This is a genomic window from Nocardia brasiliensis NBRC 14402 (assembly GCF_000308475.2).
GTDB classification, from domain to species: Bacteria; Actinomycetota; Actinomycetes; order Mycobacteriales; family Mycobacteriaceae; genus Nocardia; species Nocardia brasiliensis.
The window spans coordinates 119,272-135,487 of record NZ_BAFT02000038.1 but is presented as its reverse complement, the minus strand read 5'-3'; the positions used below and the strand labels follow the sequence as shown (position 1 = coordinate 135,487).

The window sequence follows — 16,216 nt, the reverse complement described above, 5'->3', positions numbered from 1 at the left end:
CACCAACGATCGGGAAGACACCTTCGTCGTCACGATCGGCGATCGTGGCATCGCGTAAGGCGGACCGCTCGCCAGTGCTCGCTTACGTCGGTAAATGCTTGGGGGAGTGGGGGACTGGGATGTCGAACTGCCAGGGGCCGACGCGGCCGGGTCGGGCGGCGGCCTGGGTGTGCAGGCGCAGGTAGTCCGTGCGGGAGAGGTCGATCGCGCCGAGCGAGGTGAGGTGGCTGGAAGCGACCTGGCAGTCGATGAGGGGGAAATCCCAGGCCGTCAGTTGGGCGCACAACCAATACAGCGCGACCTTGGAGGTGTCGCGGGCGCGGGAGAACATGGATTCGCCGGCGAACGAACGGCCGCGGGCAACCCCATAGAGGCCGCCGACCAGTTCGCCGTCGCGCCACACCTCGACCGAGTGCGCGTGACCGAGGTGGTGCAGTCGCAGGTAGGCCGCCTGCATATCGGAGCCGATCCAGGTTCCGGCCTCCTTGTCCCGCGGGCCGGCGCACTGCGACATCACCTCGGCGAAGGCGCGATCCATGGTCACCGCGTAGTCGGCGCCGGCGACCGATCGGCGATACGACCGGCTCACCCGCAGGTCGGTCGGTATCAGAATGCTTCGCGGATCCGGGCAGTACCAGTGGATCGTTTCGCCGGGGTTGTACCAGGGAAAGATGCCCGCCGAATAGGCGTCCAACAACCGCTCCGTCGACAGGTCCCCGCCGAATGCGACCAGCCCGGACGAATCCGCGAGCTCGACAGACGGAAAAGGCTGATCTGGATCCACCAGATACATCCGCATCAGGTCGCCGGCGTCGCTCACCGGACCGACCTTACCGACCTTGGTTCAGTCGATTCGGGTGTCATGGGTGGCACGGTTGGCGAGCACTTCGTGGAAGAGATCAGCGGTCTGTGACCTGACGCATGATCGAAGGTTTGCCGTTGTGGTCCGGTGCGACATGATGTCATGGGGCCGTTGCCACGGGCGGTATCTTGCGCCGTTGGAACCGAAGGGATTTGGACGATGTCAGTGGGGTGGGACGTTGCGCTCGCGCGCGGCGGAAGGAACGTCCGTCCGATCGGAGCGCTCGGGGGCTGGGCGATCGGCCTGGTCGCCGCGGTTGTGGTCATGATGTTCGTCAGCGCGATCGCCGACTGGAGACTCCTCGCGGACTTCGAGGAAAGCTGGGGGCAGCGTGGAGGCACACGCACGGAGTGGGAGTCCTACACCTGGCCCGGCATCCTCGCGCAACTGCTGCAGCTCGGCGCGGGAATCGTGGTCATCAGCTGGTTGTGGCAGGCGCGTCGCAATGCCGAAGCGCTGTGCACGGCACGGCATCGGCTCGCCAACGGCTGGGTGATCGGCGGTTGGTTCTGCCCTGTCGTCAATTTGTGGTTCCCGCACATGATCATGTCGGATGTGTGGCGGGCGAGCGACCCGCGGACGCCATCGGACGCACCGGATCTGCGTGGCCGTCCCGGCAGCGCGTTGGTCACCGCGTGGTGGTTGTTCTTGCTGCTCGGGTGGGTGCTCGGATTCGTGGCCCTGATCTTGGGCATTCCGTCTTCGCGGGTGGAACGGACCGGTGACTACGTCATATACGGGTCCGCTCCCGTCGGCGGGTTCGGTTTGATTGCAGTGGAATTCATCCGCGCGGGTGTGCTGGCGGTGCCTGCTATCTGTCTGGGAGCTGTGATCATCCAGGTCCAACGTCGGCAGCAAGCTCCCCGCGCTCACCATCCCGGCACTGGTTGGGCTCCGGCGACTGTTCAACCGCGGACAGCGCCCGCGCGTGCGACACCCCAATCAGCTTCAGGCTCAGTGCCGGTCGTGGAGTCGGCTCCGCGCACGCTACCGTTGCGGGACATCGACCCGTCGTCGCTCGGCCCGTACACGCTGATCGGCCGGCTCGGTGCAGACTCCCGCGGCGACGTCTTCCTGGGCCGTGCGGGAGATCTGGCGAACGTCCTCATCCGCACCGTGCACCTGGATCGCGGAATGGGTAGCAGCGACCGCGCCGAGGTCGCTCGTGTCTTCGCCGTCGCTCGAACCGTGCACAGCGACTTCACCCCGGCGGTGCTCGACGCGGACGCGGAGGCTCAGAGTCCGTGGATAGCAACCGAATACATCACTGGCCCCTCGCTACATGACCTGGTGACCGGGCGCGGGCCGTTACGGTCGGCGGCGGTCCAGCACATCGCCGTCGGTCTCGCCCATGCTCTTTCGGCCATCCACGGTGCCGGTCTCACACATGGTGCGGTGACGCCCAATTCGGTGATCATCACCGAAACTGGACCCCGGCTGGTCGATCTCGGCCTCCCCACGGCACACCCCCAGCCGTCGGCGTTCACCGCTCCGGAACAACTCATCGGCGAACCGGCCGGACCCGCGTCCGATGTGTTCTCGCTGGGCGGTGTGCTCGCCTACGCGCTCACCGGCCGGCCTCCGTTCGGTGACACGGACGCCGCAACACTTCTGCACCGCGTGACAACTCAGCCGCCCGATCTGGCCGGCATCCCCGAAACCGGGCTGCGCATCCTCCTCACCGGCTGCCTCACCGGGCAAACCGATGCTCGGCTCACCGCAGCACAACTCCTCGGCCAGCTCGGAACGACGAAATCCCTTCCCGCATCGGCTGATTGGCCCGCCCAGTCCGGCCCCGGTAGCGGTGACCGCATCCTCACGATCGCGATCGTCGCCATCGCGGCGATCCTGGTTGTCATCGCCGTTGTTGTCGCAGTCGTGGCGATCACCAGCCCCGAGGAAACCGTTCGATCCGCCGACACCGCCACCCGGACACCCGCAACGTTCAGCCCGATCGGGCCACCCCGCCCTTGGGGCGACCTGCAACCGGCAGCGGATCTGTTTCCGCGGCTCATCCCGGCAACGCCGACCTCGACCGACGGGTACCGAGGCATCACCTGCACGATCGACAGGCACAACTACGCCACGATTCGATGCTCGAACAGCTCGACCTTCGCTCCGACCTTCGACCTCTACTGCTTCCCGCACGGCAAGGACATGAGCCAGTACGGGGGCGACACTCTGATAGAGCGATTTCAGCGCCCCGCGGGAACCGTAACTCTCCGCCGCCAGGAGTACGGCTTCCAAGACCCCAAAATCGTCCTCTCCTTCGATAACCCACCCCGCAACTCCTGCCACATCTACTCCGAGGCGCCGCCGGACCGCGAAAACGAGCATGTCGAATGGTGGCGCTCCGCACCCCTTTAGTAACCAGCCCGCCTGATGGGCGAATATGTAGTGCGGCAGGAGCTTTCGTGCTCAGGCTTGTCCGTATGGCGGAACTTTCCGCGAGTGTTGGTGTCAGGCGCGCAGTTTCGGCGATCCCTGCAGAACGCGTTCTAGGGCTGCACGGCCTGCGGGGCCCCAGTGCGGTTTGCCCCCGGGGAGACCGCGATCTCCGTTCTGTCCCATGAGGATCAGGAAGAGGCTTTTCATTGCGGCGAGTCCGCGGGCGCGCCGGATTGCTGACTCGTCCGCGTTCGCGTAGGTGTCGAAGAACCGGGTGGCTGTGCCTGCTGGTAGCAGGACCCACGCGGCGGCGAGGTCCCATGCTGGATCGCCGGCGAACATGTCACCGAAATCGACTATGCCCGAGAGGGTTCCGTTCGACACCACGACGTTGGCGGGATGCAGGTCGCCGTGCACCCACACCGGCGGGCCCGCCCACGCCGGGGCTGCGGCTGCGTCGGCCCAGACGTCCCGGACGTCGGCTGCTCTGTCGTCCAGAGCAACGGACTGGAGGAGGTTCTCGAAGCCGTCCGTGTAAATCCTGGGGTGCGCGCCGCGGTCCTCGGCGGTCGGCGCTTCGGCGGGCGCCGGCACATGGAGTGCCCGCAGGAAACCTGCCAGGGTGTCCGCCGAGTCGATGCCCCGGCTGATCGAGGCGTGATCCAGTGGCTCGCCGGGCACCCAGGTCATCACCGTCCAATGCTTGGGAAAACGCTCAGACGGCGCACCGAACCGCACCGGCACCGGCACCGGCAGCGGCAAGCGCGGAGCCAGCACCGGCAGCCACCGTCGCTCCTTCAGCTGAAGCTCCGGGGTGGGGTCCATGCGCTGCATCCGCACCACCAACTCGTCGCCGAGCCGCCACATCTGATTCCCCCAACCCCCACCACCTCCCGAATCGCAAGCCCCGCCAGATCCGGATGCTGCTCCCGCAACAACGCACGCACCAGCTCAGCGGAAACCTCGATCTCGTTGCCGGTCATACGAAGTCACAGTACTGCGATCGCGAAATCTCGGACGACGCCGAGAGACCGACGGTGATTCGGCTGCCATCCCTTCGGATTCGGCACACTTGATGTCGGTGCGCCTTGATAGACAAGGGTGGTGCGGATCGGACGTCTTCCCCTCGATGAGCAACTCGCGGCGCTCCCCGACGTGCTCGCGACCAATCCCGTCATGGTCAGTGTGCTGGAAGGCGCCCGGGAGCTGCAGCTGCCGGGGTGGTGGTTGGCGGCGGGCGCTGTCGCACAGACTATTTGGAATCATGTAACCGGTCGGGACGGTGCTTATGGGATCAGAGATTATGACCTGATCTATTACGACTCGTCGGACCTGTCGTGGGAGGCCGAGGCGATCAGGGCTGGGCGGGCGATATTCGGGGACGTGCCGGTGGAGATCCGCAACGAAGCGCGCGTGCACCTGTGGTACGAGGAGCATTTCGGTCTCCCGTGCGCTCCGTATACGAGCGCGGAGGACGCGATCACCTCGTTCCCTACCACGACTTGCGGTATCGGAGTGCGGGTCACGGGGTCAGGCGAGTGGAAGGTGTTCGCGCCCTTCGGGCTTGCCGATGCATTCGAGATGATTTTGCGACCCAATCCGCGGCAGGCGCCGCGGCACGTCTATGACGCCAAGGTGGCCAGATGGACCGCGGCGTGGCCCGAGCTGACCGCGCTGCCCTGGTGCGATCCCGTCGAATAGCCGGAGGCACTGCCGTCTAGCTGGAGGCACTGCCGTCGTACGAGGCCACGGTGATCCCGTGGCCGAGCCGGTCGGCGGTGGACTGTCATCGGGGCAGCGCCGATCCATGTTCTGTGCATATCTGCTTGTGCGGGCCGCCGGTGCCTTCTATTACGCGACCGGCGCTTGAAATATCAATCGCGCAAGGGCGTTTGAAGAGCTAGGGGGTGGTGGAGGGGATCGAGGGGACCTCTGGGTAGGCGGGGAGGTCGAGGTTGAGGGCGCGGTCGATCAGGGCGGTGAACCATTCGCCGGTGAAGTCGGGGGTGGGTTCGGGGGTGGGTTCGGGGAGGGCGCGGGTTCGGGCGTGCAGGCGACCGATTTCCTGGTTGGCTTCGACGAACGAACGCATCCGCTGCTCGTAGGCGGCGAAACCGAGCTGGGGGTTCCAGTCGGCGGCGGCGAGTTCGCCGGCCAGCACGTAGGCGCCGATCAGGGCGAGGCCGGTGCCCTGTCCGGACATCGGGGACGAGCTGAAGGCGGCGTCGCCGAGCAGTACCACCCGTCCGTTCGACCAGCGGTCCATCACCACCTGGGCGACTTGGTCGAGATAGAAGTCGGGGGTGTCGTCGAGGTGGGCGAGGATGCGCGGGGTCGACCAGCCCAGGCCGGTCATCCGCTCGCGCAGCAGCCGCTTCTGCGCCGCGACGTCGCGATGGTCGACGTCGAAATCGACTGCGGCGAAAGAGAACATGGCCATCGCGCGGGTGGCGTCCTGGATGGGCCGCAGCATCGCGGAGCGACCGGGTTCCTGATAGTCGAGCAGCCAGCGGTCCAGCCCGAATTCGTTGGGCACGCTGTAGAAGGCCAGCACGTGTCCGAGGTGCCGGATGAACTGCTCGTGCGGCCCGAAGACCATCGCGCGCAACGCCGAATGCAGCCCGTCGGCCCCGACCACGAGGTCGAAGCGCCGCCGGTCGCCGCCCGCGAAGCTCACGTCGACGCCGTCCGCGTCCTGGGTGAGTTCGGCGATCCGGTCGCTGAAGAGGTATTCGACCTCGTCGCGGGTGTCGTCGTAGAGCACCTGCGACAGGTCGCCGCGCAGGATCTCGATTTCCGCGATGTATCCGTCGCCGCCGTCGTCGTCGGCGCGGAAGGTCTCCAGCACGTTTCCGTCCGCGTCGACGGTGTGCGCGCCTGCGGTCTCGGTGCGGGCCGCGCGCACCGCCGCGTCCAGGCCCATCCGCCGGATGACCTCCCTGGTCACGCCGCGCGCGTCCACCGCCTGCCCGCCGGGACGCAGCTCGGGCGCCCGCTCCACCACGGTCACGTCGGCGCCTCGCCTGCGCAGCCAGTGCGCCACCGCGGGGCCCGCGATGCTCGCACCCGCCACCAAAACCTTGATTCCACTCACGCCGAAGACCCTTCGCGCCGGCCCGGATCAGTCCGGATCGTTCTCACCGCGCTGGGAGGGTCCCGGCGCAGGCCCACCATTGTCGGTGTGTCGAAGGTATCGACGGCGGGTCGTCGCGAAATTCATCGGGGCTGGGGACATTCCCGGCGACCGCTCGTGCGGGCGCTGAAAACCTGCCCGCTAGCGTCCCATGCCGGGTTCGCCGGAGCCGCCGGTGCCGGGATTGCCCGGGCCACCGCCCTCGCCCATGCCCGGGTCGCCCGGACCACCCTGCCCCATGCCGGGGTCGCCGGGACCGGCCGCCAGCATGATGCCCGGATGCACGACAAAGGTGGCCTCGGCATAGGCGAGTGCGGGACCGGTCAGCGTGACAGCCACGGCTGCTCCGGCGATTGCCGCGGCCGTGAAACCGCGGCGAACAGTGAACAAGCTCATCGAAACTCCCGCTCGGGAAGGACGACGGATCGTCGTCGGTGTCCGAACCGCGACCGGCTGGCCGGGCCACCGTCGAGACTAGGAAGTGCGCGTAATCGCGGCGTCACCCCGGTGTAACCGCCCGCCCAGCGCTCGAATACGCTGGCACACAGCAGGTCTGATGCGCCGGATGATGCGCTACCGGGTGCTCGGCTGCGCCACCCGGGCGGCGATGCCCTCGGCGACGTTCCACTGCCGACCGAGCGCGGTCAATTCGGTGACCTCGTCGAGGAGGCTGTCGGCGGCCGAGACGGTGAAGTAGCGGTGTCCGGTCGGTGCCGCGCCTTGCGCTTTGGCGTCGCGGGCGCGCACGAGCAGGACGGCGCGATCCAATGCGTCGTAGGCAGGGCTGGTCGGGGCGGCCCTCGAAATGGCCGCGGCGACCTCGGGCGGATGCGGTGTCGCGTAACGGGCCAGGTCCAGCATGCTGTCCCGGATCTCGATGACGGTGCGGTGCAGCAGGTATCGGTTGGGCTGGGCGCCGTGCGGCACCGGGCTGTGATGCACGATCTCCGGACACGCGGTGGTCAGCTCACGCCAGAGGGGCCGCAGCGCTTTTCGGTGCCGGGTCAAATCGTCCACACCCATCCGGCTGCGGGCCGCCGCGATGATGGCGATCAGCGTCAATCCCATGCACAGCACGAGAACGAAAAACACGCCGTCGCGATCTATTCCGGCCTGGATATCGGTGAAGGAGTTGTGCGGCACGGTGATCCGGACGGCTGACGCGGCGATGGTCGCACCGATGCGCACGAGCACCGCGACGCCCGCGAGCAGAATCGCCACATACATTGCCGCGTCCCGGCGTTCGACCTGATTACGCAGTTCGGCGCCCGCGGCCCGGATGACGATGACCGCCATCGCGGTGCCGATCGGCGCGGTGCACAGCCAGTAGCCGAACTGTGCCCAACCGGTGCGCTCGAAGATCGTGCCGGCACCGCCGCCGACTGCGCTGAAACACAGCGCCGCCGCACTGAATACGACGGCGAGCCCGTAGTAGACGAGCGGCGATCGCGGACGATGCAGCAGCGCCACCCCGATCAACAGCCCGGCCGCATAGCCGACATTGAAACCGATCACTCCGAGTTCGAGGATCAATCGCTCGGAGAGCCGGCCGCCGGACAGCTCGCTGAGCAGCCGACACAGCGTCGGTTCCCGGGTGGTCGCCGTGGCGACGAGGCAGCCGAACGCGATGGTGACGTGCCGGTCGAGTTCGGTGCTGAGCAGCCCGACCAGGCGACCGGCAAGCAACAGGCAGGCCGCGATCACGGTGGGCAGCGTTACCGCGGTGGGCAGCGTCGAGGTGAGCATCGCGCGGGGTACTCAGCGTTGAAAAAGCAAGCGGCCGAGCACCGAACGTGGCCGTTCGACATCCACGTCGGACATCAGCATGGACGCGAACAATTCGGCCTGGCTCTCGTCGACATCGTCGTAGTCGCTGCGGGCCAGCACCCGCAGCACGCTGTCGAGTGCCAAATCGGGGAACAGCGCGGCGAGGGTCCGGTGCCGCGAGCCCGGCGCGACGAATCCGGCGTGGTCGAGCAACAGGTGGGCGATCTCGTGCATCACGATGTGGTCGGTGTGATAGCCGGTGCTGGCCGCGTCGTAGGCGATGACGATATCGTCGGCGCGTTCGACGACGAGTCCGCACGGAAATCCGCCTGTGGTCAGATCCTGTTGCGGAACAATCAGAATCGGCTTGCCCACCCGTTCCGCCACGTGCGCCACGAATGTCGCCAGCTGCCACGGCCGCGGCACCTCCAGCGAAGCCGCCAGTTGTCGTACTTGCTCGACCGCGGGGTCGACACCGGCGCGTCGGAACATGCAGCCATCTTTGCCGTCGACGGTTCAGGTGTCCAGCGTCGCGTGCTGCCGTCCGACTGCCGGAAGTGGCCGATTGCGGCGAGATCGCCGGCCGGGGCCGCAATCGATCCGTGCGCGTGCCGATCGCGCGCAGCGTCGCGGGTACCGCAACCATCTCGGTAATAGATGGAAGGTATCTGTTCACATACCTGGTGATCACGTGTCCAGTCGCGCATATCGGGTGGTGCGGCCCGGGTGCGGCTGGAATCATCGGGGCGGCGGCTGCGGAAGGGACTGGTGTGGCCATGGTGCGGCGGTTCTGGATCGAGTTCGAGCTGCCCGATCCACCTGATTCGGTGTTCACGCAGCTGCGTGCAGGCGTCGGCGTCACTGGGTTCGACGAGCGGGACTGTTTGTCGATGGCGGCGGATCTGGTCTACGACGGCCGCCCGCTGCCGCCGGTCCGTCGCGTGATCGCCGACATCTCCCTGGCCGAGCCGCTTCCGGTGCGGCCGTACGCGCTCGGTGTTCCGGTGTGGCGCGGCGTCTGGTTCCCGCCGAAGAATCTCGAGACCGGGGGCAGCTGGCGCTCGCCCGACTTCGACCGGTTACGTGAACTCGACACCCAGTCCGTCGAACCGCCCACGCCGATGCGGGCCAGCGACACCTTGCGCACGAAAAACCTGTGGTGGAACGATATTCCGCAGATCGACAAGCTGCTGTGGCCGATCGTGTACGTGCACTACGCGGCGTGCGCCGACATGATGGGGCGCTTCGCGGCAGGCGTGCGGGACAACATCGCCGCAAGTCCGGCCTACGGGTCGCGGGTGCGCGACGCACTCGACTACATCATCGAGCGGGGGACCACGCCGGACGAATGGTGCGACCCGACCGGAGTCGTGTTCGCCGATCGAGCCGAGCTGGCCGCCTATCTGACTGCCTACCGCGACTACTTGTCCGGGGACCGCCCGGAGCCCAGGTATCTGCCTGGTGTGCAACAACTTCCGCAAGTACCGCCGGAGGAATGAACTCGCGGTCAATCGCGCGGTGTGCCGTCCCAGCGCCATTTCGTCAGGGCCGGGAGACCCGGCAGGTCGGCCCGCCCGGTGGCCCACAGCAGCGTGGTCCACGGTTCCGTGTCGGTCGGGGCATCCGGGAACAGGCGGGTGAGGACTCGCTCGCACAGGTCGGCGGGCGGGTTCCAGGGGAGATCGAGGCCCTGGATGAGGTCGTGGGTGTGCACCAGAGCCTCGACGATGCCCATGGCGGCGAACCCTTCCGGATCCGAGACACCGTAGACGTGGAAGGCGCGGGTCTGCGGCGGCTTCATCCGCACCATGGCACTCAGGAGTGCGCCGTTCGCCTCCAAGGTTTGCAACAGGCCCGCAGGCCCGGAATCACGGTCGGCGTGTACGGAATTGGCCGGGCCACCCGCTCGCCGGCGCGTCGCGGCGAAGGGTACGTGACCGGCCGACGGCGGAGTGCTGGGCCCCATCTGCACGGCGTACGCGAAGAAGTCGTCGCCGAGATGTTCGACGGTTTCCCAGCGGCTCCACTCCAGCGTTCCGGCCTGCTCGTCCCATGCGGTCTGCGGCACCGCGCGCAGCACGTCCACGGACAACCGCACGGCAAGGTCGAGATCGTCCGGGGTGACGGGGGAGCGGGAATCGGTCGGTGGGGGCATGCTCGAACCCTACTGAATTCCGCCCGGGTCAGCGCGAACCGATTCCGGCCACCGCCGACAGCGCACTCGCCGCACCAGGGCCCGACCAGCGTGCTCGAAACAGGCCACGACGTAGACGAAGGCGGTAGCACGCCACTGTCACATCGCCTCGATGTCTGGCGGCACCCCGGAATCTGCTGCGGGTCCGAGCAGTTGGGTGTACCAGCGGTCCGCCGTAGCGAAGTCCGTAACCGGCCGCAGCTCTCACGACCTCGCCGCGGGCGGCGGAGCATCCTTCGCGGGATGCAGTATCGGTGTGACGGAGCGCAGCGTGGCCATCAGTTCGGTTGCACCGGAACGTATTCGCGGATCCTGATGATTGGTGAGCGGTGTACAGAGATCGACGGCGGTGTCCCGGTCATCGGCGTACACGCCGTAGACGTCGTGGACGGCGGTACCCAGCCATTCGGATTGCGTGTCGTCGGCCGTGGCGAAGGCGGCGGCCACCGCGGTGAGACCAGCGGCATCTTTGCGGCGCAGGAGCGCTTCGGCTGTCGTCAGGGTGACGAACGTGTTGTCCTGATCGAGGAGCAGGACCGCCAAAACCGCCCGTGCTTCGGCCCTTTCGGCGAAGGCGGCCAGGGCGTGTCCGGCGTCGGCGCGATCGCGGACGTCGCTGCTGCGAGCCAGGGTCGCCAGCGCGTGGACGGCGGCACTCCTGGGATCGTCGTTTTCGGGTCCCTCCTGCATGCTCGGAAGGTAGCAGCACGCTGGTCACCAGTTATATCGAGTGGCCTCAGGGTGCTGACCGCCGCGGGTCACAGGCCGGCACGTCATGCTGCTCGGCCGCTGCGGCCGCGGAGACGTCTGTGCCTATCCCTCTGCGCGCACGAGCCGAAGTACGGTGTGGCGCAACGTCTCTTGGGCTCGGTCCAGCGTCATGCGGTCGTTGCGGACCTGCTCGCCCGCCGCGTGGCTCACCGCGATGATGGCCGCGACCAGCCATTCCGGGGTGGCGGTGCGGTCGAATTCACCGGTGCGGTGTCCGCGCCGGATGAGTTTCAGGAGCCGGTCTTCGACGGGGACGTGGCGCTCGCGGTCGCGCTGGGGCGCGAACGCGCCGAGGAGTTCGGGACCGGGGGACTTCTGGAAGAACTGCCAGCCGACGTCCAGCATGCGCAGGAGTGCCGCTGTCGCGGTACCGCTGTCGAGGTCCGCGGCGTCCATGGCGGCGATGGCGCGCGTGGTCGTGTGATCGATGACCGCGTGCAACAGTTCTTCTCGTGAGGCGAAGTGTGCGTACACCGTCTGGCGGGTGACCCCGGCCGCGGCGGCGATGGCCGCCAAGCCGACCTCCGGACGGTCGGCGAGTAGACGAGTCGCGGCCGCCAGGATGTCGGCCCTGCTGCGTTCGGCGTCCGCGCGCCGTTTCGCCCTCGCCTCGGTCAAAATCTTACATCCTTGTCAAAGTTGATCCTGCTGATCTAGCCTTTACAGCGTTGTAAGAATTCTAACGGCTGGAGTGCCATGAACCCCGCACCGACTCGCAAGCCCGAACAACTCCTCACCGACTTCTTCACCGCCTACACCGCCGCGGCGGTGGATCCGGACAACGATCCCGCCGAGGTGGTCGATCGTTTCCACACGCGCGACATCGTGCAGGTCGCCGACGGCGTCCGGCTCGACCGCGACCGTTTGGTCGCGCATATCCGGCCGGTGCGAAAGAACCTGCGCCACTATCGTTTCGAAGTCCACGAGGCGGTGTCGGACGGCGCGCGGTTCGCCGCCCGGATGACCATCCATGCGCAGATGCGCAAGGCTGATCTCGTCACCACCGAAGTCTTCATGTTCGGCGAGTTCGCGCCCGACGGCAGGCTGCGCCGGGCCGAACAACTCACCCGGACGGTGCCGGCCGCATGAGTGACTCCGTCTTGCGTTCCGTGCGGTCGCTGGCACTGCTCGCCACCGGGCTGCTGGCCGGTGCATTCGGTTACGGCGCAGCCAATCTCGCGCCGACCTTCCATCGGGTGCCGTTGCAGATGCGGCTGGATTTCCACACCGAACTGATGAAGAACAACAGCGTCAGTATGCAGATCACCATGGCCGCTGCCGCATTGAGCTGCTTCGGTTTGGCGGTGCTGCTGCGTGGCCGGGCGCGAACACTCGCCGCCGGGGCGGGCGCGCTGGTCGTGGGATCGTTCCTCGTCACCCGGCTGGGGAACGTGCCGATCAATCATCAGATCAACCGCTGGGCGGTGGAAGGCGCACCGGCCGAACATCTTTCGATCCTCACCCGCTGGGACTTCTTCCACTGTCTGCGCACCGGCACCGCCCTCGCCGCGTTCGTCGTGATCATCGTGCTGGTCCTGCGGCCGCGGGAGGAGTCCGTGACACGCACCATGGTCGACAGCCCGCAATAGCGTCGTATTCAGCTGTCGAGCGGGGCGTTTCGCCGCAGCGCGGTCCGGTGCGCCAACACCTCGAGCACGCGCTGCCATGCCGGCGCCGCCTCGGAGATCTGGGTGGTCACCAGCTTCAGGTAGCCGGGCTGCCCGGTGTCCTGTTCGTGTTTGATCGCCCAGGCATCCAGGTCATCGATGAGCCGGTCCAGGCGGGGGTCGTGCGGATCCCACTCGGCCGCTTGATCGGTGGCGAGGTAGAGGCGCACGGTCTCGGAATCGTCGAGACCGGCGTTCTTCTCCTGGACCCGCCGCGGCAGCATGCCGGGGTCGAGGGCCTGCATCAAGATCCACGAGTCGCGTTCGAGCCGGACCCGCTGTTCGCTGATCCCGAGGCGGCGCATCCGGTCCAGGATGTCGACCACCTCGGGTGGCAGAACGAGCCTTTCCCCGCCCGTCAATCCGGCGATACGGCGGCGGTATTCGGTCAACTCGTCGACCTTGCGCTGCAACGCCAGATCGATATCGATGATGGCCGAGGCGAATTCGGCCGGTGGCGCGTGCAGCAGCGCATCGATCCGCGCCAATGGCACACCGGCATCGGCGAGGGTCCTGATCCGGATCAGATCCACCACCGCTTGCGGACGGTAACGGCGATAGCCGGAGCCGTCCCGCTCGGGCTCGGGCAGCAAGCCGATCTGGTGGTAGTGGCGCACGGTGCGCACGGTGACACCGGCGGTGGCCGCCAGTTGGCCGATCGTCAGCACCTGCCTCCTGGATTCGCGGGACGCGGTGCCGAGTCTAGCGGGCGCGGCGAGCCACCCGGTCGAGCACGTCACGGACCGCCCGGAGCACGGCATCGGGGCGATCGAAGCACAGCCGGTGGTGGAAGGTGTCGGTGAGGATGCGCTGTTCCCCGTGCGAGACCGAGTGCACCAGGGCAGCGTCCATGCGCGTCTTGGCGGCGTTCACCTCCGCCCACGGCAACGGCTGGGTGGGATCGGTGCCCAGCACGGTCAGCGCGATCACCGGGACGTCCGGCAGCGGCGGTCCGGCCCGCAGTTCGGTGGCTAGCCCGGTCAGCGCGGTGCGCTCGGCGAGGCCGAAGCGGAGCCATTCGTCGCTCGTCTTCGCCTCGAGCAGCGGGTCCCGCAGGTGGGCCGGGTAGTCGGCCAGCAGCTCGGCGTTCATCTCGTGCAAGGCCGGGCGGAGTCGGTCGAGGTGCGCCGGATCGGGTGCGGCTCGTTCGGTGGCGGCCAGACTCATTGCGGGCGGCATGAACTCGTCCCAGTCGTGATGAAAGGCGTCCAGCCACACCAATCCGGCGACCTCCTGTGGGAACAACTGCGCGAATCGATACGCATAGGCGCCACCGAGCGAATGCGCCGCGAAAACATAGGGTGCGGTGATGGTTTGAGCGCGCAGCAGCGCCCGCAGTTCGGTGGCCACCGCGGCGGCGGTGCGCGGCAGCGGTAGCGGATCGCTGTAGCCGGTGCCGCCGCGGTCATACAGCACGGACGTGGTGAACTGCGAAACCTGTTGCTGCACCGTGAAATAGTCCAATCCGACCGCGCTGGCACCCGGCAGGAACACGACGGCCGGTCCGCCGCTGCCCGACCGGTGCACGAAGAGGTGGCGGCCGTCGATGTCTTGGAACTCGCCGATCGGCGGAGCAGGTCGGGTCGGGGAGGTGCGGTTGGTCATGGGAACAAGCCTGCAACCCTGACGTTGCGTCAGGGTCAAGGCGCTCGCCGGTGCGTCAGTCGACCGGGCGGTACGGCACGGCCGCTTCGAAGACCGTCAACCAGTCGGCGCCCACCGCGCGATAGCCGAAGGCGGTGTGCATGGCCGTGATCACGGCGGGCATGTGCGCCGCGCCGTACACGACGGCGATCACCTCGGCGCGGTCGTGACGCTCGGCGTGCAGCTTCGTCAGCGCGGCGATCAGGGCCTTGTCACGGTCGTGCAGGAAGGTCTTGTTCATCAGCCGGAGGCGCACCTCGGTGTTGTCGTGGACCTCGAATGTGTTGCGCAGCAACCACCCTCGACCGCCGAGCGCCATCACCACCACGTAGTAGGGGGTCAGCAGCAGCATGTCGAGAAATGACAGGAACGGCATCCGCTGTCTGCCACGGGAGTTGCTCTCGGGCCAGACCACCGGCACACCGAGCGCGGCATGGTCGATGTCCTGGTACACCAGCGTGCGCGCCGCACGTTGCAAGGTCAGGCGCATGGCGAGGATGATCGCGCGACCGGTGGAACTGGGCGTGTCGGCGCCCTCGGACACGATCACATCGCAGGCGCGCAGCTGCTCGGCCACCGTCAGATAGAACTCGCGCCGGCCGATATGCACCATCGGAAACAGCCGAATGGTCAACGGATTTCCCCGCACCCGCAGGTCGATGATCGCAGACCGCAGCCCGAAAACACTGAACTCGGTGATCTGCACCGCCCACCTCCCCGCATCCGCAGCGGACCCACGCTGCAGACCCCCCAAGCCTACGACGCCCCCAAACCTCCCCTCGTGCCCTCGATTCCAGTGGCACGGAAGAACGGGGGATCGCGCGGTCTGCGTCGTCGAGCGTCCAGTCGAGAGAATGGCGAGTTCTGCTGGCAGCAGATATCGATTGTTGGCAGGCCGACTGCCAAGTGCTGAGTATCGGTGCCACGGTGCGCTTTTCAGCACACGGGCGAACTGATCGGCGTTACGGTATGTCGGACGAATCAATGCGAATGCGTCGTTCCGATTTGTCTTTGATCCACAAAGGAGGGGAAATAATGAACGTTGCCAAATATAGGCGTCTCGGTATGGCGCTCACGGTGCTCGCGGCTTCCGCGATCACCCTCGGGTTCCCGGCGGCGACCTCGGGTGCTGATCCCGGGCGCTGCGGCGTGTCGGTCTCGAGCAGCATCGATACCGGAAAGCAGGTGCCGAGTTTCATCTATCTCATGCGTAACAACTGCTCGGTGGGCGCGAAATTTCGCGTCTATCAGTACACGCTGGGGCGGGACGCGCAAGCCGGAAACGGGCAGACCTGTAAATGGGTCGGCGCCCACGATACGGCCACATTCTGGGATCCGGTGGGTGACCGCACCTGGCAGCCGCTGGGCTGCTGACAGCAATTCGACGAGGAACTGACATGACATTTCTTTTCCAGCGCGTCGCGGTGGCAGCGGCTGCGGCCACGGCGATTGCCGGCCTTTCCGCGATCGCGGTCCCGGCGACGGTCCAGGCGGATCCAGGCCGTTGCGGAGTCGGGGTGGAGGGGCCCGCCAACTCCGGTTCCCAGTGGGCCTACTTCGTCCGCAACGACTGCTCGAAGAACATTCGAGTGAAGGTCCACCTGTACACGCTCAACAAGGACACCTCGTGCCACTGGATCGTGCCGGGGGAGACGGTCGGGCTCTTCTCCAACTACATCGACAGGACGTGGCAAGCCGTTCCGTGCTGAGAACGTTGCGGTGACTCGGCGTCGAGGTCGGGGCGACGTCGGGGCACCGGACGAGTCACCCCGGCCGGCCCGCGGGCCACC

At 67.1% G+C, this 16,216-nt stretch carries 19 protein-coding genes; 7 read left to right on the top strand and 12 right to left on the bottom strand.

Going from position 1 to position 16,216, the window contains the following annotated elements; all coding sequences use genetic code 11:
- Positions 1 to 82: 82 nt before the first annotated feature.
- On the bottom strand, positions 83 to 820 hold the full coding sequence (gene aat / locus TY25_RS12065) for a leucyl/phenylalanyl-tRNA--protein transferase (protein ID WP_201773657.1): 738 nt from the start codon (positions 818 to 820) through the stop codon (positions 83 to 85).
- A 201-nt stretch (positions 821 to 1,021) separates the two neighbouring features.
- Here aat and TY25_RS40465 point away from each other — a divergent pair, with 201 nt between their 5' ends.
- Entirely contained in the window at positions 1,022 to 3,229 is a 2,208-nt protein-coding gene (locus TY25_RS40465; RefSeq protein WP_162184199.1) for a DUF4328 domain-containing protein, read from the top strand.
- 93 nt (positions 3,230 to 3,322) lie between these two features.
- Here the strand turns inward: TY25_RS40465 and TY25_RS12055 are convergent, their stop codons facing one another.
- Positions 3,323 to 4,117: a phosphotransferase gene (locus tag TY25_RS12055; RefSeq protein WP_236639111.1), complete on the bottom strand. Its 795-nt coding sequence runs from the start codon at positions 4,115 to 4,117 to the stop codon at positions 3,323 to 3,325.
- Between the two features lie 237 nt (positions 4,118 to 4,354).
- Between TY25_RS12055 and TY25_RS12050 the strand changes: the two genes are divergently transcribed.
- The gene (locus TY25_RS12050; RefSeq protein WP_226887424.1) at positions 4,355 to 4,951 is read left to right on the top strand and encodes a nucleotidyltransferase family protein; all 597 of its coding nucleotides are present in this window, start codon (positions 4,355 to 4,357) and stop codon (positions 4,949 to 4,951) included.
- Positions 4,952 to 5,150: 199 nt separating this feature from the next.
- Here the strand turns inward: TY25_RS12050 and TY25_RS12045 are convergent, their stop codons facing one another.
- The 4 genes from TY25_RS12045 to TY25_RS12030 all read right to left on the bottom strand — a co-directional run bounded on the left by TY25_RS12045 (position 5,151) and on the right by TY25_RS12030 (position 8,642).
- Complete coding sequence (locus TY25_RS12045; protein ID WP_042255996.1) at positions 5,151 to 6,344, bottom strand: FAD-dependent monooxygenase; 1,194 nt, start codon at positions 6,342 to 6,344, stop codon at positions 5,151 to 5,153.
- Between the two features lie 180 nt (positions 6,345 to 6,524).
- Positions 6,525 to 6,779 (bottom strand): hypothetical protein, encoded by a 255-nt coding sequence (locus TY25_RS12040; RefSeq protein WP_042255995.1) that lies wholly within the window; start codon positions 6,777 to 6,779, stop codon positions 6,525 to 6,527.
- Positions 6,780 to 6,956: 177 nt separating this feature from the next.
- Entirely contained in the window at positions 6,957 to 8,129 is a 1,173-nt protein-coding gene (locus tag TY25_RS12035; protein WP_042255994.1) for a DUF6545 domain-containing protein, read from the bottom strand.
- Positions 8,130 to 8,141: 12 nt separating this feature from the next.
- A complete protein-coding gene (locus TY25_RS12030) occupies positions 8,142 to 8,642 on the bottom strand; it encodes a hypothetical protein (RefSeq protein WP_042255993.1) in 501 nt (166 codons plus the stop codon).
- A 278-nt stretch (positions 8,643 to 8,920) separates the two neighbouring features.
- On the opposite strand from TY25_RS12030, the gene TY25_RS12025 reads away from it, so the two are divergent.
- Positions 8,921 to 9,649, top strand: coding sequence for a hypothetical protein (locus tag TY25_RS12025; protein WP_146154024.1), 729 nt, complete (start codon positions 8,921 to 8,923; stop codon positions 9,647 to 9,649).
- An 8-nt stretch (positions 9,650 to 9,657) separates the two neighbouring features.
- Here TY25_RS12025 and TY25_RS12020 read toward each other — a convergent pair whose 3' ends face one another.
- The 3 genes from TY25_RS12020 to TY25_RS12010 all read right to left on the bottom strand — a co-directional run bounded on the left by TY25_RS12020 (position 9,658) and on the right by TY25_RS12010 (position 11,733).
- Positions 9,658 to 10,305, bottom strand: coding sequence for a maleylpyruvate isomerase N-terminal domain-containing protein (locus TY25_RS12020; RefSeq protein ID WP_042255991.1), 648 nt, complete (start codon positions 10,303 to 10,305; stop codon positions 9,658 to 9,660).
- 243 nt (positions 10,306 to 10,548) lie between these two features.
- Entirely contained in the window at positions 10,549 to 11,034 is a 486-nt protein-coding gene (locus TY25_RS40460) for a hypothetical protein (RefSeq protein ID WP_052382937.1), read from the bottom strand.
- A gap of 123 nt (positions 11,035 to 11,157) precedes the next feature.
- The gene (locus TY25_RS12010; protein ID WP_042255990.1) at positions 11,158 to 11,733 is read right to left on the bottom strand and encodes a TetR/AcrR family transcriptional regulator; all 576 of its coding nucleotides are present in this window, start codon (positions 11,731 to 11,733) and stop codon (positions 11,158 to 11,160) included.
- A 78-nt stretch (positions 11,734 to 11,811) separates the two neighbouring features.
- Here TY25_RS12010 and TY25_RS12005 point away from each other — a divergent pair, with 78 nt between their 5' ends.
- Complete coding sequence (locus tag TY25_RS12005) at positions 11,812 to 12,204, top strand: nuclear transport factor 2-like protein (protein WP_042255989.1); 393 nt, start codon at positions 11,812 to 11,814, stop codon at positions 12,202 to 12,204.
- Positions 12,201 to 12,704: an anthrone oxygenase family protein gene (locus tag TY25_RS12000; RefSeq protein WP_042255988.1), complete on the top strand. Its 504-nt coding sequence runs from the start codon at positions 12,201 to 12,203 to the stop codon at positions 12,702 to 12,704. The genes TY25_RS12005 and TY25_RS12000 overlap by 4 nt, the downstream gene beginning before the upstream one ends.
- Before the next feature lie 8 nt (positions 12,705 to 12,712).
- Here the strand turns inward: TY25_RS12000 and TY25_RS11995 are convergent, their stop codons facing one another.
- Genes TY25_RS11995 through TY25_RS11985 form a run of 3 tightly spaced genes read right to left on the bottom strand, consistent with a single transcriptional unit; the run spans position 12,713 to position 15,132 of the window.
- On the bottom strand, positions 12,713 to 13,450 hold the full coding sequence (locus TY25_RS11995) for a MerR family transcriptional regulator (protein WP_042256161.1): 738 nt from the start codon (positions 13,448 to 13,450) through the stop codon (positions 12,713 to 12,715).
- Between the two features lie 34 nt (positions 13,451 to 13,484).
- Entirely contained in the window at positions 13,485 to 14,387 is a 903-nt protein-coding gene (locus TY25_RS11990; protein ID WP_042255987.1) for an alpha/beta fold hydrolase, read from the bottom strand.
- Between the two features lie 55 nt (positions 14,388 to 14,442).
- Positions 14,443 to 15,132, bottom strand: coding sequence for a hypothetical protein (locus TY25_RS11985; RefSeq protein WP_042255986.1), 690 nt, complete (start codon positions 15,130 to 15,132; stop codon positions 14,443 to 14,445).
- Positions 15,133 to 15,461: 329 nt separating this feature from the next.
- On the opposite strand from TY25_RS11985, the gene TY25_RS11980 reads away from it, so the two are divergent.
- The gene (locus tag TY25_RS11980; RefSeq protein WP_146154023.1) at positions 15,462 to 15,800 is read left to right on the top strand and encodes a hypothetical protein; all 339 of its coding nucleotides are present in this window, start codon (positions 15,462 to 15,464) and stop codon (positions 15,798 to 15,800) included.
- 23 nt (positions 15,801 to 15,823) lie between these two features.
- Complete coding sequence (locus tag TY25_RS11975) at positions 15,824 to 16,135, top strand: alpha-amylase inhibitor (protein WP_042255984.1); 312 nt, start codon at positions 15,824 to 15,826, stop codon at positions 16,133 to 16,135.
- Positions 16,136 to 16,216: the final 81 nt, after the last annotated feature.

Bases quoted from the DNA above. Each gene is read 5' to 3' on its own strand.
- TY25_RS40465 (WP_162184199.1), top strand. From the start codon at position 1,022: ATGTCAGTGGGGTGGGACGTTGCGCTCGCGCGCGGCGGAAGGAACGTC.
- TY25_RS12055 (WP_236639111.1), bottom strand. From the start codon at position 4,117: ATGTGGCGGCTCGGCGACGAGTTGGTGGTGCGGATGCAGCGCATGGAC.
- TY25_RS12040 (WP_042255995.1), bottom strand. From the start codon at position 6,779: ATGAGCTTGTTCACTGTTCGCCGCGGTTTCACGGCCGCGGCAATCGCC.
- TY25_RS12035 (WP_042255994.1), bottom strand. From the start codon at position 8,129: ATGCTCACCTCGACGCTGCCCACCGCGGTAACGCTGCCCACCGTGATC.
- TY25_RS12030 (WP_042255993.1), bottom strand. From the start codon at position 8,642: ATGTTCCGACGCGCCGGTGTCGACCCCGCGGTCGAGCAAGTACGACAA.
- TY25_RS12020 (WP_042255991.1), bottom strand. From the start codon at position 10,305: ATGCCCCCACCGACCGATTCCCGCTCCCCCGTCACCCCGGACGATCTC.
- TY25_RS40460 (WP_052382937.1), bottom strand. From the start codon at position 11,034: ATGCAGGAGGGACCCGAAAACGACGATCCCAGGAGTGCCGCCGTCCAC.
- TY25_RS12005 (WP_042255989.1), top strand. From the start codon at position 11,812: ATGAACCCCGCACCGACTCGCAAGCCCGAACAACTCCTCACCGACTTC.
- TY25_RS12000 (WP_042255988.1), top strand. From the start codon at position 12,201: ATGAGTGACTCCGTCTTGCGTTCCGTGCGGTCGCTGGCACTGCTCGCC.
- TY25_RS11990 (WP_042255987.1), bottom strand. From the start codon at position 14,387: ATGACCAACCGCACCTCCCCGACCCGACCTGCTCCGCCGATCGGCGAG.
- TY25_RS11980 (WP_146154023.1), top strand. From the start codon at position 15,462: ATGAACGTTGCCAAATATAGGCGTCTCGGTATGGCGCTCACGGTGCTC.
- TY25_RS11975 (WP_042255984.1), top strand. From the start codon at position 15,824: ATGACATTTCTTTTCCAGCGCGTCGCGGTGGCAGCGGCTGCGGCCACG.